The sequence below is a fragment of the Citrobacter sp. Cf116 genome (assembly GCF_030336505.1).
GTDB lineage: Bacteria > Pseudomonadota > Gammaproteobacteria > Enterobacterales > Enterobacteriaceae > Citrobacter > Citrobacter freundii.
The window spans coordinates 627,225-648,241 of the sequence record NZ_JAOWEQ010000034.1; the positions used below are offsets into that span (position 1 = coordinate 627,225).

At 51.5% G+C, this 21,017-nt stretch carries 20 protein-coding genes and 1 other RNA gene; 8 read left to right on the forward strand and 13 right to left on the reverse strand.

Annotation, left to right across the window (positions count from 1 at the left end):
* Nucleotides 1-20: 20 nt before the first annotated feature.
* The 6 genes from OGV74_RS08375 (at nt 21) to OGV74_RS08400 (ending at nt 3,681) form a co-directional block, all read left to right on the forward strand.
* On the forward strand, nt 21-326 hold the full coding sequence (locus OGV74_RS08375) for an ElaB/YgaM/YqjD family protein (RefSeq protein ID WP_003024832.1): 306 nt from the start codon (nt 21-23) through the stop codon (nt 324-326).
* Between the two features lie 2 nt (nt 327-328).
* A complete protein-coding gene (locus OGV74_RS08380; protein ID WP_003024834.1) occupies nt 329-724 on the forward strand; it encodes a phage holin family protein in 396 nt (131 codons plus the stop codon).
* Complete coding sequence (locus OGV74_RS08385; protein WP_086504592.1) at nt 724-1,023, forward strand: YqjK-like family protein; 300 nt, start codon at nt 724-726, stop codon at nt 1,021-1,023. The genes OGV74_RS08380 and OGV74_RS08385 overlap by 1 nt, the downstream gene beginning before the upstream one ends.
* 174 nt (nt 1,024-1,197) lie before the next feature.
* Entirely contained in the window at nt 1,198-1,590 is a 393-nt protein-coding gene (locus OGV74_RS08390; RefSeq protein ID WP_003024847.1) for a DoxX family protein, read from the forward strand.
* Nucleotides 1,591-1,661: 71 nt separating this feature from the next.
* Nucleotides 1,662-2,648: a glutathione S-transferase family protein gene (locus tag OGV74_RS08395; protein ID WP_003024851.1), complete on the forward strand. Its 987-nt coding sequence runs from the start codon at nt 1,662-1,664 to the stop codon at nt 2,646-2,648.
* Nucleotides 2,649-3,315: 667 nt separating this feature from the next.
* Nucleotides 3,316-3,681, forward strand: coding sequence for a DUF805 domain-containing protein (locus OGV74_RS08400; RefSeq protein ID WP_003024853.1), 366 nt, complete (start codon nt 3,316-3,318; stop codon nt 3,679-3,681).
* A 37-nt stretch (nt 3,682-3,718) separates the two neighbouring features.
* Here OGV74_RS08400 and yhaJ read toward each other — a convergent pair whose 3' ends face one another.
* On the reverse strand, nt 3,719-4,615 hold the full coding sequence (yhaJ, locus tag OGV74_RS08405) for a DNA-binding transcriptional regulator YhaJ (RefSeq protein WP_003024855.1): 897 nt from the start codon (nt 4,613-4,615) through the stop codon (nt 3,719-3,721).
* A gap of 104 nt (nt 4,616-4,719) precedes the next feature.
* On the opposite strand from yhaJ, the gene OGV74_RS08410 reads away from it, so the two are divergent.
* Together OGV74_RS08410 and OGV74_RS08415 are read left to right on the forward strand one after the other, a co-directional pair.
* Nucleotides 4,720-5,421 carry a pirin family protein gene (locus OGV74_RS08410; RefSeq protein ID WP_003024860.1) on the forward strand — a complete coding sequence of 234 codons (702 nt, stop codon included), beginning with the start codon at nt 4,720-4,722 and terminating at the stop codon, nt 5,419-5,421.
* Nucleotides 5,422-5,447: 26 nt separating this feature from the next.
* Nucleotides 5,448-5,597: a protein YhaL gene (locus OGV74_RS08415; protein WP_086504593.1), complete on the forward strand. Its 150-nt coding sequence runs from the start codon at nt 5,448-5,450 to the stop codon at nt 5,595-5,597.
* Between the two features lie 54 nt (nt 5,598-5,651).
* Here OGV74_RS08415 and OGV74_RS08420 read toward each other — a convergent pair whose 3' ends face one another.
* The 12 genes from OGV74_RS08420 to garR form a co-directional block, all read right to left on the reverse strand.
* Entirely contained in the window at nt 5,652-6,962 is a 1,311-nt protein-coding gene (locus OGV74_RS08420; RefSeq protein WP_086504594.1) for an L-cysteine desulfidase family protein, read from the reverse strand.
* A 24-nt stretch (nt 6,963-6,986) separates the two neighbouring features.
* Nucleotides 6,987-8,318 carry an SLC5/6 family protein gene (locus tag OGV74_RS08425; RefSeq protein ID WP_016151027.1) on the reverse strand — a complete coding sequence of 444 codons (1,332 nt, stop codon included), beginning with the start codon at nt 8,316-8,318 and terminating at the stop codon, nt 6,987-6,989.
* 283 nt (nt 8,319-8,601) lie between these two features.
* Nucleotides 8,602-9,966, reverse strand: coding sequence for an L-serine ammonia-lyase (tdcG, locus tag OGV74_RS08430; protein ID WP_003024868.1), 1,365 nt, complete (start codon nt 9,964-9,966; stop codon nt 8,602-8,604).
* A gap of 87 nt (nt 9,967-10,053) precedes the next feature.
* Nucleotides 10,054-10,449 carry an enamine/imine deaminase gene (locus OGV74_RS08435; protein WP_003024870.1) on the reverse strand — a complete coding sequence of 132 codons (396 nt, stop codon included), beginning with the start codon at nt 10,447-10,449 and terminating at the stop codon, nt 10,054-10,056.
* Nucleotides 10,450-10,462: 13 nt separating this feature from the next.
* Complete coding sequence (gene pflB / locus OGV74_RS08440; RefSeq protein ID WP_086504595.1) at nt 10,463-12,757, reverse strand: formate C-acetyltransferase; 2,295 nt, start codon at nt 12,755-12,757, stop codon at nt 10,463-10,465.
* A 28-nt stretch (nt 12,758-12,785) separates the two neighbouring features.
* A complete protein-coding gene (tdcD, locus tag OGV74_RS08445) occupies nt 12,786-13,994 on the reverse strand; it encodes a propionate kinase (RefSeq protein ID WP_003024873.1) in 1,209 nt (402 codons plus the stop codon).
* A gap of 31 nt (nt 13,995-14,025) precedes the next feature.
* Entirely contained in the window at nt 14,026-15,357 is a 1,332-nt protein-coding gene (gene tdcC, locus OGV74_RS08450) for a threonine/serine transporter TdcC (RefSeq protein ID WP_003024875.1), read from the reverse strand.
* 22 nt (nt 15,358-15,379) lie between these two features.
* Nucleotides 15,380-16,369 carry a bifunctional threonine ammonia-lyase/L-serine ammonia-lyase TdcB gene (gene tdcB, locus OGV74_RS08455; protein ID WP_003024877.1) on the reverse strand — a complete coding sequence of 330 codons (990 nt, stop codon included), beginning with the start codon at nt 16,367-16,369 and terminating at the stop codon, nt 15,380-15,382.
* A gap of 98 nt (nt 16,370-16,467) precedes the next feature.
* Nucleotides 16,468-17,406: a transcriptional regulator TdcA gene (tdcA, locus tag OGV74_RS08460; RefSeq protein WP_003024882.1), complete on the reverse strand. Its 939-nt coding sequence runs from the start codon at nt 17,404-17,406 to the stop codon at nt 16,468-16,470.
* Nucleotides 17,407-18,482: 1,076 nt separating this feature from the next.
* An RNA gene (gene rnpB, locus OGV74_RS08465) (RNase P RNA component class A) lies at nt 18,483-18,859 on the reverse strand.
* Between the two features lie 32 nt (nt 18,860-18,891).
* Nucleotides 18,892-20,037 carry a glycerate 2-kinase gene (garK, locus tag OGV74_RS08470; protein ID WP_286520650.1) on the reverse strand — a complete coding sequence of 382 codons (1,146 nt, stop codon included), beginning with the start codon at nt 20,035-20,037 and terminating at the stop codon, nt 18,892-18,894.
* Between the two features lie 65 nt (nt 20,038-20,102).
* The gene (gene garR / locus OGV74_RS08475; RefSeq protein WP_003024889.1) at nt 20,103-20,993 is read right to left on the reverse strand and encodes a 2-hydroxy-3-oxopropionate reductase; all 891 of its coding nucleotides are present in this window, start codon (nt 20,991-20,993) and stop codon (nt 20,103-20,105) included.
* Nucleotides 20,994-21,017: the final 24 nt, after the last annotated feature.

A 21,017-nucleotide genomic window follows, 5' to 3' on the forward strand; every position in this document is an offset into this window, starting at 1 on the left:
CCACTCAACTGGAGAAAACTATGTCGAAAGATAATGCTACGGAAAACCTGCGCGCTGAGCTGAAATCTCTTGCGGATACGCTTGAAGAAGTACTTAGCTCTTCTGGCGATAAGTCGAAGGAAGAGATGAGTAAAATTCGCAGCAAAGCCGAACATGCGCTGCGCGAGAGCCGCCATCGTCTGAGTGAAACCAGCGATGTGATTGCCAAACAGACCCGTGAGGCCGCGGCTAAAGCCGATAACTACGTGCGCGAAAACCCATGGACAGGCGTCGGCATTGGCGCTGCAGTCGGTGTGGTGCTTGGTGTACTGCTGTCGCGCCGTTAACAATGGCTGATTCTCAACACGCACAAGGTCCAGGCAAAGGCGTACTGGGTATTGGACAGCGGATCCTGACGATTCTCGTTGAGATCGTAGAGACGCGGCTGCGGCTGGCCGTCGTTGAGCTGGAAGAGGAAAAAGCCAACCTCATCCAGATCCTGCTGATGCTTGGGCTGACTATGCTGTTCGCGGCGTTTGGCCTGATGAGCCTGATGGTACTTATCATCTGGGCCATTGACCCTCAATACCGCCTGAACGCCATGATTGCCACCACCGTAGTGCTGTTGCTGTTAGCGCTGATTGGCGGGATATGGACGCTGCGTAAAGCGCGTAAAACAACGCTGCTACGCCATACGCGCAATGAACTCGCGAACGACAGGCGGGCTCTGGAGGATGACGCATAATGAGCAGTAAAGTCGAACGTCAACAACGTAAGGCGCAACTGCTTGGACAGATCCAGCAGCAACGGCTGGATCTGTCTGCTACTCGCCGCGACTGGCTGGAAGCCATCGAGGTCTACGATCGTGGCTGGAAGACGCTGTTGAACCTGCGCGGCTGGGTGTTAGTCGGGAGCAGTATTATGGCGGTTCGCACCATCCGTAACCCAAATCTGCTGGTACGCTGGGCCAAACGCGGCTTTAGCGTCTGGAGCATCTGGCGTCTGGTGAAATCGACCATCAGGCAGCAGCAGTTGCGCGGCTAATCCCCCTACTCCCACCTAACCTCAAATTTTTTGATAATTTCTGACAGTTTTCCTTGCTAACAATTGTCACTAAGCACGTTTATGATTCTCTCCATCGACAGCAACGACGCGCTCTGCAGCGCCGGTGCACAAAAAAACACAATAAGCCGCCTGAGTGGTTTCCTGGAGAGTATGATGAAGAAATTAGAAGATGTTGGTGTACTGGTAGCGCGCATTCTGATGCCAATCCTGTTTATTACCGCAGGTTGGGGAAAAATCACCGGATATGCAGGTACCCAACAGTACATGGAAGCCATGGGCGTCCCTGGATTTATGCTGCCGCTGGTGATTCTGCTTGAGTTTGGCGGCGGCCTGGCAATTCTGTTCGGTTTCCTGACCCGTACTACCGCGCTGTTCACCGCAGGCTTCACGCTGCTGACGGCGTTCCTCTTCCACAGTAACTTTGCGGAAGGTGTGAACTCTCTGATGTTTATGAAAAACCTGACCATCGCAGGCGGCTTCCTGCTGCTGGCTATCACCGGTCCGGGCGCATTCAGTATTGACCGCGTACTGAATAAAAAGTGGTAAGCAAACTATACTGAACACATCAAAAAGCGAGGAGATATCTCCTCGCTTTTGCTATCTGAGGAGACGATAAAATGGGACAACTGATTGACGGCGTCTGGCATGACACCTGGTACGATACCAAATCAACCGGTGGGAAATTTCAACGTTCTGCATCGGCTTTCCGTAACTGGCTCACCGCAGATGGCACGCCTGGCCAGACCGGTGAAGGTGGCTTTGCTGCCGAAAAAGACCGTTATCATCTGTACGTTTCTCTGGCCTGTCCGTGGGCACATCGCACACTGATTTTGCGTAAACTTAAAGGGCTGGAACCGTTTATTTCCGTTTCCGTTGTGCATCCGCTAATGCTGGAAAACGGCTGGACCTTTGACGACAACTTCCCAGCGGCAACCGGCGATACCCTGTATCAGCACGAATTTCTTTATCAGCTCTATTTACACGCCGATCCGCACTACAGCGGTCGGGTGACCGTTCCGGTACTGTGGGACAAAAAAAACCACACTATTGTCAGCAACGAATCTGCAGAAATCATCCGCATGTTTAACACTGCGTTTGATGCGCTGGGTGCGAAAGCCGGGGATTACTATCCACCTGCCCTGCATAGCAAAATCGACGAGCTGAACGGCTGGATTTATGACAACGTCAATAACGGCGTGTATAAAGCGGGATTTGCCACCAGCCAGGAAGCCTACGACGATGCCGTGGAAAAAGTCTTTCAATCTCTGGCACGACTGGAGCAGATCCTTGGTCAGCATCGCTTCCTGACCGGTGACCAGCTAACTGAGGCCGATATTCGCCTGTGGACCACGCTGGTGCGCTTTGATCCGGTTTATGTCACCCACTTCAAGTGCGACAAACACCGCATCAGTGATTACCTGAATCTGTACGGTTTTCTGCGCGATATCTACCAGATGCCGGGCATTGCGGAGACCGTCAACTTTGACCATATCCGTCATCACTACTTCCGTAGCCACAAAACAATCAACCCGACCGGTATTATTTCAATCGGCCCGTGGCAGGATCTCAGCGAACCTCATGGGCGTGACGAGCGTTTCGCCTGATTTACACTGGCCTCCGTTTGGGTAATGCTGTTCAGTTAACGCCTCAGTTTCGAAAGGCATCAACATGTGCTGGCGGAGGTAATGAATATGCTATTTCAGGGAAAGGGTTCCGTTCACCTCATGTTCATCGTTTCTCTGAAGCACCGATTCCTGTGAACGTGTAAAGGGCGTTCTCCGCCACGCCCTTTACAATCCCGGCTCCCGGCAGGAAAATTGTTGCTATGCAATACCCTCCGCTTATTCCTCCAGGCTACCGGGTCGGGCGCGAGGAAACGTCCCTGTAAAACGCGCCCTGAACCCGCATCCATGCGGGCAGAGGGGACGGCCTGCATGGACGCAGGCTCGGCTCCGACCCGACAGGCAGACGGAATAAGACGAATACATCGCGCAGCGACGATTTTCCCGCCGGGAGCCTGGGTTGCAAGGGAGGCGGCGGTGAGCCTCCCTTGCCCGTTCACGGGTATAAAGATATCAGAGAAGCAACGCACATGAGGTGAACGGAACCCTGAGCAAGAATCACATGTTCACCATACATGCTTAACTGATCGGCATTGCCCGTTTGGAGGCCAAATAATTAACAACACAAATATTTACCAGCATTCCATTCGCAGCTATTCTTAATTTGATTGCTTTAAAAACAAGTAATTGAACGCAGAACGAGGCAAAAATGGATTGGTATTTAAACGTATTAAAGAACTACTTTGGGTTTGGTGGCCGCGCGCGTCGTAAAGAATACTGGATGTTTGTGCTGGTCAACATCATCTTCACGTTCGTGCTGGGCATTCTGGACAGAATGCTTGGCTGGGAACGCGCCGGAGGAGAAGGCATATTAACGACGATTTACGGGGTTCTGGTCTTTATCCCGTGGTGGGCGGTACAGTTCCGGCGTTTACATGACACCGACCGTTCAGCCTGGTGGCTGCTGGTGCTGCTGATCCCGATCGTCGGCTGGTTGGTGATCATCATTTTCAACTGTCAAAACGGCACTCCGGGGAGTAACCGCTTCGGCGCTGACCCCAAACAGTTGTCCTGAATTTAAATACGCCCCTTCCGTTGGAGGGGCGTATTTCTTATTTACCCGCAAACAGCTTGGGAATTTCTCGCAGACACCAGGATTTCGCCTCGCCCATGCTGTCACGACGCCAGGCCATAATAATATCTATCTCGCTTGTCGATTCCGGACTAACGACCCGCAGTCGACCAGCTGCAATATCCTCTTCCACCAGCGGGTACGGCATTGTCGCTACGCCCAATCCGGCCAGCAGCGCCTGACGTTTATCTTCTATCGTACTCACCGTCAGACGCGGCTGTTTATCCAGCAGTTGAACGGTCAGCACCGGACGTTCACGTGCGGTATCCGCCACAGCGATCCCACGGTATTTCACACGGGTGACTTCCGATAACGGTTCCGGCTCCTGGTGGATAGGATGATCCGGTGCCGCCACATACACGTTCATCAGCGAGTACAGCTTGCGCGAGTTGATTTCGGAAGATGAGCGAAAATGCATATCCGGCGCAATCACGATATCCGCCCGCCCCTGCTCAAGACGCTCCCACGCCCCGGCCAGAACTTCGGTAATAACGGAAAGCTGGGTATTGGCCTTCCCGGCCAGTCTGTCGATCAGCGGGAAAAACGCCGCCGTTGGCACCAGTGCTTCGGTAACGATAGTCAAATGCGTTTCCCATCCGCGAGCCAGCGCTTCGGCATCGGTAGTCAGTTTATCCGCAGCTTCCAGCAGTACGCGCCCACGCTCCAGCAGCATACGCCCGACGTTAGTGAATTTTGTGCGGTGGCCTGAACGGTCAAACAGCACTACGTCCAGCTCTTCCTCCAGCTTCTGCATGGTATAGCTAAGTGCGGAAGGCACGCGCCCCAGTTCGTCTGCGGCGGCGGCAAAGCTGCCGCGCCTGTCTATTGCGTCCATGACGCGTAACGCCTCAAGCGTTAAAGCCCTTTCTTTAGCCATCTCGTTCTCATTCAGGAAATTTGAACATACCGGGCAGAATATCTGGCTAACAATGCAGCGTCTAGCCATTTAACATAAAAGGAAGTAAAGAGAGGTCAAGAACTATGATTACTACCCGTACAGCCAAACAATGCGGGCAAGCAGACTACGGCTGGCTGCAGGCCCGTTATACCTTCTCCTTTGGACACTATTTTGATCCTAAACTGCTGGGTTATGCCTCGCTGCGTGTTCTGAACCAGGAAGTTCTGGCACCGGGGGCCTCTTTCCAGCCGCGGACCTATCCGAAGGTGGATATCGTCAATCTGATCCTTGAAGGGGAAGCAGAGTACCGAGACAGCGAAGGCAACCATATCAAGGCCAAAGCAGGCGAAGTTTTACTGCTCGCGACACAGCCCGGGATTAGCTATAGCGAACACAATATCAGCAAAGACAAACCGTTAACGCGGATGCAGCTCTGGCTGGACGCCTGCCCGCAGCGTGAAAACGCCTGCGTACAGAAAGCCACGCTGGGTACCGGTAAGCATCAGCTGCTGGCCTCGCCGGACGGTGAACAAGGCAGCCTGCATCTGCGCCAACAGGTATGGGTGCACCACGTTGAACTGCAGCAAGGTGAATCACTGAGTTTTCAGTTACATGGGCCACGCGCTTATTTACAGTCGATTCACGGCAGATTCCATGCGGTGACGTCTGGCGCCGAAAAAGAAGCGCTCACCTGTGGCGATGGGGCATTTATTCGTGACGAAACTAACATAACGTTAGTCGCCGATACCCCGCTGCGCGCTTTGCTGATAGATTTGCCCGTATAGTCAGGGAAAACAATGGAGTACGACTATTGAGCAAGAAATCATCAAAAAAACGCCAGCCACAGGTTGAGCTGAAAAAACGGGAAACGGTTCCCTTCGGCTATGAAGAAATGCTGACTGAGCTGGAAGCGATTGTGGCCGATGCCGAGCTACGGCTGGAAGACGAAGAAGCCGCCTGAAAAGGCGGCTTAGACTTATGCCGGGTGGCGGCAACGCCTTACCCGACCTGGAGATTAATGCGCCTTACTGGCCATGATCTCAATGATCTGCTTGTCGGTTTCCTGCATCGACCGACACGCCAGTGCACACAGGTTAGCGATAGATTGTTCCACGTTATGCGCCACAATCCCTTCGTTTCCGGTTACGGCAGTATCATCCAGTGCCATCAGTACCGCTTTCCACGCCGCAGATGCGCTGGTTGAGACTTTCATCGCGCAGCTGTTTGAAGCGCCATCGCAAATCATTCCGCTCACGTCGCCAATCATGCTGCTGATCGCCATCGCGATGGTGTTGTAGCGGCCATCCACGATCCATGCCATCCCCGCTGCTGCGCCCATCGCCGCCGTGGTTGCCGCGCATAGCGCAGACAAACGCGGAAGCTGATGATGGATGTAAATAGCGCTCAGGTGAGACAACATCAGCGCCCGCGCCAGTTTCTCCTCATCCGCGCCAAAGTGCTCGGCCACCACCATGACCGGAACAGTCGCGGTAATACCCTGATTGCCGGATCCGGAGTTGCTCATGGCCGGCAGCGTCGCCCCGCCCATTCGCGCATCCGATGCCGCACTGGTACGGATCAAAATAGAGGTGGAGAGATCGTTCGCCAGCAGGCCACGCGCGCACTGCTTCTCAAGCGTGGTTCCGATGTGCAAGCCCCAGTTACCGCGCAGCCCTTCCTGAGACAGCGCACCGTTCAGCTTTGCCGCATCAAGAATAAAGCGGATCGACTCAAACGGTACCGCGTTCACGAACGCCAGAATCTCTTCCAGCGATGTGTGAGACAATACCGCCAGCGGCGACTCCAGCTCCTCTTCCTGAGTATTCTGTTCTGTGGTGAACACTACACCCTTATTGGTCTCGATGTGGACGATGTTGGTATGACCGCCCACAATCGTCACGCACGCCCATCCTTCAGCGCTGTAAACCTTCGCGCGGGAAAAGAGGATATCCTCGCAAGGTTCCTGCAGCATCACCGCAACCTTGCCAGCGCTCAACATCGCTTTCGCATCAGCGATTGCTTGGGGCGACGCATCTTTCAGTACCTCTAAACCAGCACGGGCATTTCCCCCCAGCGCACCCAGCGCCGCCGCGACAGGTAACCCGACCATTCCGGTACCCGGCACGGTAACGCCCATGCCGTTTTTCATCAGGTTCGGTGAGACCCACGCATCGATACGTTCAACCGCGCCGTCCAGCTCAGAGGATGCGACCGCTGCCGCCAGCGCCAGAGAGATAGGTTCCGTACAACCCAGCGCAGGCTTAACCTCTTCCTGTACCGCGCGGATAAAACTATCCCATAATGGATTCAATGTAGTCTCAAACATAACAACAACCTTTGCTCAGATAACTCAGGAAAATGCCAGGAACGGAGAAACGCACAGCAGCAGGCCCGTGATAATAATCAGATACAGGGAAGCGCCTTTGTATTTGTGCAGTGAAGGAACTTTGTAGACCAGCCAGGCCGGGATCAGACAACCCACCATGCCGAAGATAGGACTACAAATAGAGGTGAAGCTCAGTACTGGCGCATTGAGCACAATTGCACTCCAGGCCAGCAGGATGGCAAAAATCATAATGCCGCGCTGAACCAGGGTTTCGTTGATTTTCTCGGCTGGCATTTTGCGGCGCAGCACGTTCATTACGATCCCCTGAGTCGCTTCACGGAAACCTAAGTAGACGCCGAAGAAAGCGGTCATAACGGCAAAGATGTTCAAAACTACGCTGACGATTTTCACCCAACCAGCACCCGCACCGCTGATAAACTGCGCGGCAATCGCCAGAGCGGAAATATTCTGCTCATAAGCTTTAACCGCTTCGTCATGGCCCATCGCCAACGTGAAGGAAACGGCGTAGAAAAAGACGGTCACGAACAGAATACCGAACGCGATATTCATCGCTCGCAGGGCTTTATGGCGCGCCACTTCAATGGATTTGTTGCGAGAACGATACGAGATAACCATCGGGCTTAATGTCTGAATAAACAGAATTGAGGTCAGCGTAAATGGCAACGTTATGATCGCGTTTTTGATCAGCAGCGCCATCGGCGGCAGTAAACCTACGTTATACAAATGCCACATCCCAACCATCGATACGCCAAGCGCTGCCACTACCAGCAGCTTGGTCAGCACCATGCCGGTGGAGATTTTAAACAGCAGTTTTTCCCCGCGTGACGAGATGGCCACCAGGATGCAAATCAGCACCAGGCCATAGAACGGGCTGTCGGACAGTAAACCTTCAGTAACGCCAAACGTGTGCAGATAAGAGGCGCTATCGTTGGTGATGGCGGTGGAATAGACAAACATCCAGATAACCAGCATCACAAAATACAACGCACCTAACAGGATGCCCCAGTTCTTACCCAGATAGCCGCTGATCACGCTTGGGTAATCTTTACATTCCGGGGACTCAGCCAGCGTATTGATAAACAGGCGCTGGAACAAATACATGGCTGGATAGCCGATGATAGAAGAGAGTAAGAACACCCACAGCCCCATCAATCCTACCTGGACGGGAAGAAAAACAATCCCCGCGCCAATTGCCATACCGATACTCATAATGACCCAGCCAGTGTCCATGCTGTCGAATTTAATGGCTTCACGCCATTCACTTTCGGTCATCCCCGCCCGACGCGCCGGAGCAGATGCGTCGAGTATTACGCTGTTATTCGTTGCCGTTTCCATAAAAATCTCGCTCAAAATGTAGGGTAAGGTTTTATTATTTTTCCGTTCCGCATCAATGCGATACGCGGTACGAGTCGTGCAGGCGAGTTCGTTAGAATGGAGAAATCATACGCCGAGGGTCAGAGAAAAACTTCACATAAATACCCACTCATTTCATAATGTTTAATAAAATTTTTCTATTTTATATTTACAAAATGGGATTAATTTCCCTTTTTGAAGCGGATCACAACAAAAAAAAGGGCGCACTCAAGTGCGCCCAAAGGAGAAATAAACACAAATTTAGTTAAGTGCAAATCACTTTGATAGCCAGACCACCACGTGACGTTTCACGGTATTTGTCGTTCATATCTTTGCCCGTTTCATACATGGTCTCGATCACTTTATCGAGCGAAACGCGTGGCTCAGATGTTCGACGTAGCGCCATACGCGCGGCGTTGACGGCTTTTACCGCGTTGATCGCATTGCGCTCAATACATGGTATTTGCACTTGTCCGGCGACCGGATCGCAGGTCAGTCCCAGGTTATGCTCCATGGCGATTTCCGCCGCAATACACACCTGAGACGGGCTACCGCCGAGCAACTCGGTCAGCCCGGCAGCAGCCATTGAACAAGCAACGCCAATCTCACCCTGACAGCCCACTTCGGCACCCGAAATCGAGGCGTTCATCTTATACAGCGCACCTATCGCCCCCGCGGCCAGTAAGTAGCGGGCAATGGAGTTTGCATTCACCGGGCGGCGGAACTTGTCGTAATAGGCCAGGACAGCAGGGATAATCCCACATGCTCCATTGGTCGGTGCCGTCACAACCCGGCATCCGGCGGCGTTTTCTTCGCTCACGGCCAGCGCGAACATGTTGATCCAGTCGATAACGTTCATTGGGTCGCTGGACAGGTTATCGCTGGAAACCAGCAACCGACGTAATGCCACGGCGCGGCGCGGGACGTTCAGTGGACCCGGCAGAACGCCTTCGGTGTTCATGCCTCGCTCAATTCCAGCGTGCATAACGTCCCAAATGGCAGCAAAGCCAGCATCGATTTCTTCTTTGCTGCGCATCGCCAGTTCGTTTTGCATCATCAGGCCGGAAACAGACAGCCCGTTGCGCTCGCACAGTTTCAGCAGTTCGCTGGCGGAATGAAAATTGTAGGGTACGTGTGCTTCAACATCATGCGCCTGACCAAATTGCTCCTCTTCAACGATAAAACCACCGCCGACGGAGTAATAGGTTTTGCTTAATAGTGTCTCGGTACCGTTCCACGCGGTGATACGCATGCCATTTTCATGGCGCGGCAGCGTTTCGGTATGAAAGAGAATATTTTCGTCTGGGGAAAAATCGACAACATGCGTGCCCTCTGCAACCGGTAAACGTCCGGTACGGGCCACTTCCTGAGTAAAACCAGCGATAGAATCTATATTAACATTTTGTGGACTGTTACCGGCCAGTCCCATCATGATGGCGACATCTGTCGCATGACCTTTTCCGGTCAGGGAAAGCGATCCATAAAGATCGACCACAATATGCGTAGCTTTGGGGAGTTCCCCGCTGCTGACCAACAGATCGATAAAGCTTTTACCTGCGTTCATTGGCCCCACGGTATGGGAGCTGGAAGGTCCAATGCCAATCTTAAAAATATCGAATGCGCTAATCATATCCACACCCTCGGATTGCCGTTCAGTGAAGACCAGGTTTCACACTCATTAAGGATCGGGGCGATCCTGAGATCGCCCCGCAAGGGATTACAGCGTGTCGCCACGTACGGCGATGGCTTCAATCTCCAGCTTCACATCCTTGGGTAAGCGGGCGACCTGCACGCAGCTGCGCGTGGGGTAGATTGCCTTATGCTCATCAAAGAACTGCTGGTACACCTGATTGATGGTGGCGAAGTCGTTCAGGTCGGAAACGAAAACGGTGGTCTTGACGATATCGCTCACTTTCAAACCTGCAGACTCGACAATCGCTTTCACGTTTTCCAGGCTTTGACGCGCCTGATCGGATACGTTTTCAGCCACTTCACCGGTCTGTGGACACACCGGGATTTGACCTGACGTCAACACCATGCTGCCCAGATCCACACCCTGTACGTAAGGCCCAATCGCCCCTGGCGCACATTCGGTTGCAATAACTTTTCTCATAGTCCCTCCGGCGTCAAAGCGCCTGGGTGAAAGTACGTGAAATAACATCCTGCTGCTGTTCGCGGGTCAGCGCGTTGAAACGCACCGCATAGCCAGATACGCGGATCGTCAGGTTCGGATAGTTTTCCGGGTGCTCAATGGCATCCATCAACATTTCACGGTTCATAACGTTAACGTTCAGATGCTGCCCACCTTCCACATGCGCTTCATGGTGGAAGTAACCGTCCAGCAGACCGACCAGGTTGGTTTTACGCACTCCATCCTCTTTGCCCAGCGCTGCCGGTACAATGGAGAAGGTGTACGAGATACCGTCTTTGGCATAGGTGAACGGCAGTTTGGCGACCGAGGTTAACGACGCCACCGCACCTTTACGATCGCGGCCGTGCATCGGGTTTGCCCCTGGCGCAAACGGCGTACCCGCGCGACGTCCGTCTGGCGTGTTACCAGTTTTCTGTCCGTACACCACGTTGGAGGTGATGGTCAGAATGGACTGCGTCGGCACCGCATTACGATAGGTTGGCAACACTTTAATTTTCTTCATAAAGCGTTCGACCAGATCGCAGGCAATACTGTCTACGCGCTCGTCGTTGTTGCCGTATTGCGGATAGTCGCCTTCGATTTCGAAATCAATTGCCAGGCCGTTTTCATCGCGAATCGGTTTCACGCGAGCATATTTGATAGCCGACAGAGAATCCGCCGCCACGGACAGACCCGCTATACCACAGGCCATCGTGCGATAGACATCACGATCGTGCAGCGCCATCAGCGAAGCTTCGTAGCTGTACTTGTCGTGCATGTAGTGGATGATGTTCAGTGCGCTGATGTACTGCACGGCCAGCCAGTCCATAAAGTGGTCCAGGCTCTCCATCACCGTGTCGTAGTCCAGCACGTCATCCATCAGTGGTGCCGTTTTCGGCCCGACCTGGATTTTCAGCTTCTCATCCACGCCGCCGTTGATTGCGTACAGCAACGTTTTAGCGAGGTTGGCACGCGCCCCGAAGAACTGCATTTGTTTGCCGATAACCATCGGGCTGACGCAGCAGGCAATGGCATAGTCATCGCTGTCAAAGTCGGCACGCATCAAATCGTCGTTTTCATACTGCAAAGACGAGGTGATGATAGACACCTGGGCAGCGTACTTTTTAAAGGCGATTGGTAGCTGTTCAGACCACAGCACCGTCAGGTTCGGCTCTGGTGCCGGGCCCATGGTGTGCAGCGTATGCAGATAGCGGAACGAGTTTTTCGTCACCAGCGTGCGGCCATCAAGCCCCATACCACCGATAACTTCAGTCGCCCAGATAGGGTCGCCTGAGAACAGGGTGTCGAATTCCGGCGTACGCAGGAAGCGCACCATACGGATCTTCATAATGAAGTGGTCGATCAGCTCCTGCGCCTGCTGCTCGTTTAAAATCCCCGCTTTGAAATCGCGCTCAATGTAGATGTCTAGGAACGATGCGGTACGGCCCAGCGACATCGCGCCGCCGTTCTGCGATTTCACCGCAGCCAGGTAAGCAAAGTACACCCACTGCACCGCTTCTTGCGCATTACGCGCCGGGCGGGAGATATCGCAGCCATACTTCGCAGCCATTTCCTGCATTTGCAGCAGAGCGCGACGGTGCTCAGACAGCTCTTCACGCAGACGAATCGTGGCTTCAAGATTCTGGCCCCACTCCAGGTTCGACTGGAGATCGGCAAACTGCAGTTCACGCTCGCGCACCAGGTAGCGAATACCGTACAGCGCCACGCGGCGATAGTCACCGATGATACGGCCACGACCATAGCCGTCCGGCAGACCGGTCAGCACGCCGGATTTACGGCAGCGCAGCATATCCGGAGAGTAGGCGTCGAATACGCCCTGGTTATGGGTTTTACGCAGTTCAGTAAACTGGTATTCAAAATCAGCATCCATCTCACGACCATAAGCATCAAAAGAGCTTTTGATCATGTTGATGCCACCAAACGGATGCAGAGCGCGCTTGAGCGGCTTATCCGTTTGCAGACCAACGATTTTTTCCAGTTCTTGTTCAATATAACCCGCATCATGCGCGGTTATCGTGGTAGCAATATTAGTATCGAAATCAACCGGCGCGTGCGTCGAGTTTTCAATACGGATGCCCGCCATCACTTTTTCCCACAATGCAGTGGTCGCAGGCGTTGCTTCGGCGAGGAAAGATTCATCCCCTTCATAAGGCGTATAGTTGTGCTGAATAAAATCACGGACATTAATTTCTTCTTTCCAGTCCGTACCTTTAAAGCCATTCCAGGCTTCGGCATACAGCATATCGCTGGTATCGATATTTACCTTCATGAAAAATAATCTCTCTGCTGAAAATTAATTATGCAAATTCTACTGATGTATTAATTTTGCCTAATGCAATGGCATCACGTGCAATCATTTTCTCTTCGTTTGTGGGAATTACCGCACAAACAACACGAGCATCTTTATTTGAGATAATTCTTTCGCCATGGGAATTTGGCAGACTATTCATTTCGTTGTCGATATTCACGCCTAAAACAGCAAGGTGCTCAATAACCAGACGACGAATTAATACCGAGTTCTCACCTATGCCACCGGTGAAAATAATCCCATCAAGACGATGCAGCGATGCAGCATGGCCGGCGATATGACGCGCGATACGATGCACAAACGTTTTAATCGCCAGCTGCGCACGCTCATGTCCCTCGTGCCAGGCTTTTTCTAACGTACGTAAGTCAGAAGACAAACCGGAAATACCCAGTAAACCGGACTCTTTATTCACTACGCGCTCAAGGTCGCTCAGCGTCTGGTTGGTTTCGCTGGCAATCCACGCCATCGCGCCGAAATCGACGTCGCCGCTGCGTGTCCCCATCATCAACCCTTCCAGCGGCGTCATGCCCATTGAGGTATCAACGCTCTGCCCGTTACGCACCGCACAGATTGACGCACCGTTCCCCAGGTGAGCCACAACCAGACCCGAGTCATCACTCTGCAGGTCGAGAAGGTCATGCGCTTGCTGAGAAACATAGCGATGCGACGTGCCGTGGAAGCCGTAACGACGAACGCCCAACTCTTCGAAATATTTCCACGGTAAACCGTACAAATAGGCTTCAGGGGCCATCGTCTGGTGGAAGCTTGTATCAAATACCGCAACCTGCTGTACGCCTGGGAAAAGGTGCTGAGCAGATTCGATCCCACTCAGGTTCGCATAATTATGTAACGGTGCTAGCGGCGATACCCGGCGGATATTATCAATAACTTCGTCAGTAATAATTGCTGATTCGGTAAAGATATTTCCGCCGTGTGCAATGCGGTGGCCAATTAAGGCCACGCTGTCCATTAAATTACGTTTCTCTAGTTCAACGGCAATTGCTTTTAATGCGTCTTCGTAGCTGTGGTGAGCCAGCTTAGCTGGCTCTCCTCCATTAATTGCTATGAACGCATTTTCAGAGTTAATACCGTCCGCGATTCCCGCCATTAAAACTTCACAGTTAGCTGCATCCAGCACTGAGAATTTAATGGAAGACGAACCACAGTTAATAACCAGTACTACCGGAAACTCATTCATTTCACTACTCCGCTCATCCTGAGCTTAAGGATTAAAACAGTTTGTAGACAATGTTCAGGATGGTCAGCAGACCAATCACGGTAACAAACACGTTATCCAGACGGCCACGGTATTTCGCCAGTGATGGCGCTTTACGGATGGCATACATCGGCAGCAGGCAGAGCAGAGAGGCAATAATCGGCGCGCCCATTGCTTCAATAAGGTCCAGGATGTTCGGGTTGGCGTAAGCCACAACCCAGGTGGAGCCCATGATGAAGATCATGCTGATGGTGTTCAGTTTGCCGGCGGAAACTTTGGTCTTATCGCCTTTGTAACCAAACTTCAGCACCAGACCGTTCAGACCTTCCAGCGTACCCAGGTAGTGGCCGAAGAACGATTTGAAGATAGCAACCAGGGCGATAATAGAAGCACCGTATTCCAGAACGGTCGCGAAGGTGGACTTCGTCCCGGACAGTGAAGCGAAGTGGTTCGCCAGATAAGACAGTACTGGAATGTTCTGCGCTTTCGCATCCGCCATGTTTGCCGGAGACAGCGTGAACAGGCAGCTAAAGGCGAAGAACATTACCACCGCAACCATCAGCATACTGGCGCGGGAGATGATTTTAGAACATTTCTGCTCGGTAAATTCGCGACCGAAATCTTTCTCATACTCTTCGCGTTTAGAGACCACGAAGGAAGAAACGATTGGCGAGAAGTTGAAAGAGAACACCATGATGGAAATACCCAGCCATACGGTAACCAGGATGCCGTCATGGCCAGTCAGAGCGATATTGCTGATATCAACCTGATCGATAACCGCTGAGTTCCAGTAAGGAATCAGTGACAGAGAGATAAGCACCAGGCTGGCAATGAACGGCCATACCAGGTAGCTCATCACTTTAACCATCAGATCTTTACCAAACCAGATGACGAATGCCATCAGCAGCAACAGGAACAGCGCCACGAAGCCACGGTTCAATGCTGGCATCTGCAGCTGGTTTTCCCAGAAGGTCATAAAGGTGTTGGTAATGGTGACGCCATAAATCCACAGCAGCGGACAAATCGCAAAGAAGTAGAGGAACGTGATAACCACGCCGCCCGTTTTACCAAAGTGCTCTTCAACCGTTTCTGTGATGTTACCGGAAGGATTAGAACCGGAAAGACACAGGCGTGCCAGCGCACGGTGGCAATAGAACGCGATGGGGTATGCTAACACCAGCATGATCAGAATGGGGATCAGTCCGCCAAAACCTGCGCGGATAGGGAAGAACAGCACCCCAGCGCCGATGGCAGTACCAAATAAACCCAGTGTCCAGGTGGTGTCCGATTTGCGCCAGGACGACTGTTTTGTCTGGCTGGATACAATGCTATCAGTAGTACTCATATCCTATCCTCAACGAAGTATATTAAGCGTCAACTAAACCAGTAATTTGAGATACACGAGAAAGGTCGATATTACCGCCAGAAATAATGCTGACTGTTTTTCTGTTCTGGATATAGCTATCTAATTTCCCGCTTAATAATGCTGCGCATGCCAGCGCACCGGCACCTTCAGTTACAACTTTATTTCGCTGAATTAATGCCACCATGCTGTTGCGAATTTCATCTTCGCTGACCAGGACAATGTCATCCACCAACTCACGAACGATTTCATACGTTAAAGTACCCGGGCGAGAGACGTCACAACCATCTGCCAGGGTGCCGGTCGTTCGGTGCGTGGTTATTTCTCCAGCGTGGAAAGAAGCCGCCATGCCGTGAACGTTTTCAGACTGCACGCCAATAATTTTAATGGTCGGGTTAATAGATTTAATTGCCACCGCAATACCCGCAATCAGTCCACCACCGCCAATTGGCACAATCACGTTATCGACATCGTACAGATCTTCCAGAATTTCCAGACCAATAGTGCCCTGACCAGCAATAACTTTCGGGTCATCATATGGTGGAATAAAGATACGGCCTTCCGTTTCCACAATCTCGCTAACCTTAGCGATGGTGTCGTTGAAGTTGTCGCCATGCAGCACAACTTCCGCGGAATAATCGCAGGTTGCCGCTACTTTAGACTTCGGTGCGCCTTTCGGCATTACCACTTTGCCGTCGATACCGAGCATAGCGCAGGAGAGAGAAACCCCTTGCGCATGGTTACCTGCAGAGCAAGCCACCACGCCCTTCATTCTTTCTGCTTCTGTTAAGGAACTGAGCTTGTTAAAAGCGCCACGGATTTTAAATGAACCGGTACGCTGCATGTTTTCAAACTTGAGGAAAATTTCCCCTTTGCAACGTTCACTAAAATAGTTAGAGCGAGGCATTCCCGTTTTATAAATTTTCCCCGCCAGTCTTTTTTTCGCTTCGAGGATATCTTCAATTGCAACTGGGAGATCGTATGTAATGTGCATTAGAACCTCTTACTAGGGTATTAAAGTAAATAGATAGCCGTGACCATTGTCAGATATAGACAGATGGCGTTTATTTTTTGTTAAAACAATTTCAATCTTTAATCAATTTCAATTAATTGCCTTCGTCTCCGACAATTATATGATGAATACTCTTTGGCTAATTCCACCAAAATAGATGCTGCTTTTTTAATTCGATAATTTTTCGACCACACGGCGGCGTAACGCGCGACGGGTAAAGTTTCTTGTACCGGGATAGTAATAAACTGGTTTGAGCCAAACGGTGTGGTCATATCGCAGGGAATTACTGTTAAGAAATCAGCATTGAGAACAAGATTATAAATGGTGACGACGGAGTCAGTATTAACGATGTTTTCACTGCTGATGCCATTATTCTGTAACGTAGTAAGAAGTTCGCTGTAGTACCCCATATTCGTTTGTGGCAACACCCACTGTTCGTTTTTCAACGCGCTCAGCGAGGTGATGCCGGTGCATGTTCGGGACTTGCTGGCAACCAGGATAAAGTCTGACTCAAAGAGCGGCTCCACATGCAGATCGTGCAGTTTCATCTCATCGCTCAGCGTACCGATGGCAAAATCCAGACGCCCGTCACGGATTGCCGGTAAGAACGAGGAGAGCTGAGCTTCATACATAGAAACCTGTGCTTTCGGGAATACCTCTTTGAATTTTTTAATCATGCCGGACATGATGGTGAAGGCAATCAGTGAAGGAAAACCAAACGACACATCAACGACCGCATTGCTCGTCATGCTGTTCATCTCATCAACCATGTTTTTCATTTCACGGGTAATTGATTCAGACCATGAGAGCATCACCTGACCTGCCTGAGTCAATGTCACACCAGTATTTTTACGCACAACTAACTCAATACCAAAATAAGCCTCAACATCGTTGATGATTTTACTGACAGCGGGTTGAGTTAAACCTAATTCTTTTGCAGCTGAGCCGATAGAACCGCTTCTAATGACTTCCTGAAAGACCACTAAGTGCTGTGTTTTAGGGAGTGTAATAGTATTCATATCGACCTGCGTTAATTACTTTGTTGACGGCAGGAAGTGTACCAAATTAAGCAAACAAGGATATGTGCTACCCCTCACAAATCCCCTTGACTTACATTTTGTAAGACTATTATAAAAAATGAAACCACTTATAAATCATATAGATATAAAATACACATCTCACTTTACCCTGACTTTAATCAAAAAAAGATGGGGGGATAACGATTTTTTATGGCTATAACATCGCCATTTTATCTGTTATTTCTAAAAACCAGGAAAGGCTATATTTCAATCAATTACAGCGCAATTATCGGGCAGAATGACACTTAAATTTAATGAGTAATTTATCAAATATAATTATATTTTACCGTTTGTGGTGATTAAATAACGCCATGCATCACATTTTTTCGCCATATTTGTTTGTAAAGAAACATTGCGTTTATTAAAATTCAATCTAGACAATACAAATAATTATCATATGCAACATTGTATTAACACTAATTTTGTACACTTTATTAGCGCGTAATTTTGTGATGGCGATCGATTGCGTTCGATTATTCTCGATAAAAACGTATCGCTCAGCGTTTTGTGCTAGCCATCACAAAAACGAAAATACCCTACAACGCATTCCCTCAAATAAAAGACATTCAGCGCATAAATAAAGGTCAAATAAAGAGTAGATGAAGAGAAAATAAACGCCAGAGTCGTGTTAAACCAAGCGTAACGCGACAGATATCACGTCTGCCGGATGGCGGTGTAAACACCTTATCCGGCCTACAAAACCCGTTCCAGCCATCCCTGTAGGCCTGATAAGCGCAGCGCCATCAGGCATAACAACCTGCCCAGAAAGCAAAAAACCCATCAAAGCGGGGTTTTATAAAGAGTGAAGCTGACCGATAAGCCGCGTTCTTTTGAGCATAGCGTCGTGGACAGTCATTCATCTGGCCTATCCGGAAAGCAAAAACCCCGCCGAAGCGGGGTTTTATAAAGAGTGAAGCTGACCGAGAAGCCGCGTTCTTTTGAGCATAGCGTCGTGGACAGTCACTCATCTGGCCTATCCGGAAAGCAAAAACCCCGCCGAAGCGGGGTTTTATAAAGAGTGAAGCTGACCGATAAGCCGGGTTCTGTCGTGGACAGTCATTCATCTAGGCCAGCAATCACTCACTGGCTCAAGCAGCCTACCCGGGTTCAGTACGGGCCGTACCTTGTGAACCCCTATTTGGCCTTGCTCCGGGTGGAGTTTACCGTGCCACGGACTGTTACCAGCCGCGCGGTGCGCTCTTACCGCACCCTTTCACCCTTACCTGATCCCACTTACGTGGGCCATCGGCGGTTTGCTCTCTGTTGCACTGGTCGTGGGTTTCCCCCCCAGGCGTTACCTGGCACCCTGCCCTATGGAGCCCGGACTTTCCTCCCCTCCGCCCGTCTCCCCCGAAGAGGACGACGACGAAGCGGCGACTGTCTGGTCAGCTTCGGCGCGCAGTATAGAGGGTTTGCGGGGTAATGTCACCCCGCACTGCGCATTCCTATCGCCAACGTAGCGGCGATGTTTCTTGAGGCGCGATAAATATTATCAAATGCCCCACGGAAGGCCTCTTCCAGCGTGCTGATGCTGGTCAATACGCTAAACACCGCATCGATACCATATTGATGCACCACTTCCACATCGGGCGTCAGGCTGCCGCCAATACCAATTACCGGTTTGTGGTATTTCTTCGCGACATTCGCCACGCCAACCGGCACTTTGCCGTGAATACTCTGGCTGTCGATGCGTCCTTCGCCGGTCACCACCAGCGTACAGTCGTGAATATGCTCTTCCAGGTTGAGCGCCTGGGTCACAATCTCAATACCACTGCGCAGGTCCGCGCCTAAAAAAGCCATTAACGCGGCACCCATTCCGCCTGCCGCTCCTGCGCCGGGAACCTCTTTCACCTCAACCCGCAGCGATTTTTTAATGATGTCGGCATAGTGAGACAAATTTCGGTCCAGTTCGAGAATGCGTTCTTCCGTCGCCCCTTTCTGCGGGCCGAAGATGCGCGAAGCGCCAGTATCACCTGTGAGCGGATTGGTCACATCGCAGGCCACGCGAATGGAGCAGGTTTTTAATCGCGGATCCAGACCGGAAATGTCGATGCTGTTGAGGCTCATCAGACTGCCGCCCCCGTAGCCAATCTCTGTCCCGTTAGCGTCGCAAAGTTTCGCGCCCAGAGCCTGCACCATACCCGCACCACCATCGTTGGTTGCACTACCGCCAATACCGATAATAATGCTCTGCGCCCCGCTATCCAGTGCCTGCAAAATCAATTCCCCGGTACCACGTGACGTGGTGACTAACGGGTTACGCTTATCAGGAGGTACTAACGCCAGACCACTGGCTGCCGCCATTTCGATAAACGCAGTTTTACCATCTCCGGACATGCCCCAGCAGGCATTCACTTTTTCGCCCAGCGGGCCCGTTACCCACGCGGAATATTCACTCCCTTGCGTGGCGGCAATCATGGCTTCGACCGTTCCTTCGCCGCCGTCGGCCACCGGAACTGAAACATATTGCGCATCGGGAAATATTTCCCGAAATCCTTTTTCTATTGCCTGAGCGACCTCAGTGGCAGATAGACTTTCTTTATAAGAGTCTGGGGCAATTACGATTTTCATAGTTATGTAGCCTGACTGTGCCGCGCAAGGCAAGAAATACAGGGCGCACATCCGCGCCCTTCTTGTTAGCGTGTGACTTCCACTTTCGCCAGTTTTTCGTAGTAGCACGCGAGCGCGCTGTGATCGGCGGTGCCCAGCCCATCTGCGCGAAGCGCCTGCATCATCTCCATGACTGCAGCAGTCAGCGGCAACTGCGCGCCGACCCCATGAGAAGTGTCCAGCGCATTCGCCAAATCTTTGATATGCAGGTCAATACGGAAACCTGGCTTAAAGTTGCGGTCCATGACCATCGGCGCTTTCGCGTCCAGCACGGTGCTTCCCGCCAGTCCGCCACGGATCGCCTGATACACCAGATCCGGGTTCACACCCGCTTTGGTCGCCAGCGTCAGCGCTTCAGACATCGCCGCAATGTTCAGCGCCACAATCACCTGGTTCGCCAGCTTAGTGACGTTACCCGCGCCAATGTCGCCGGTATGTACCACTGAACCAGCCATCGCTTTCAGCAGATCGTAATACTTGTCGAAAATCGCTTTATCGCCACCGACCATCACCGACAACGTGCCATCAATCGCTTTTGGCTCGCCGCCGCTGACCGGCGCATCCAGCATATCCACGCCTTTCGCTTTCAGCGCCTCGCTAATTTCACGGCTGGCCAACGGTGCAATGGAGCTCATGTCGATCAGCACAGTGCCCGGTTTCGCACCTTCAATAATTCCGCCTTCACCCAGCGCCACTTCCTTAACATGCGGCGAGTTCGGCAGCATGGTGATGATCACATCGCACTGCTCGGCAATATCTTTCGCCGTGGCGGCGGTTTCTGCACCAGCGGCAATGACTTCCGCAATGGATTCCGGGTTACGGTCAGCAACCACCAACGAGTAACCTGCCTTGAGGAGGTTTTTACTCATTGGTTTACCCATGATACCGAGGCCAATAAAACCAACTTTCATTGTCATGTCTTTATCTCTCTCTACTGTCGA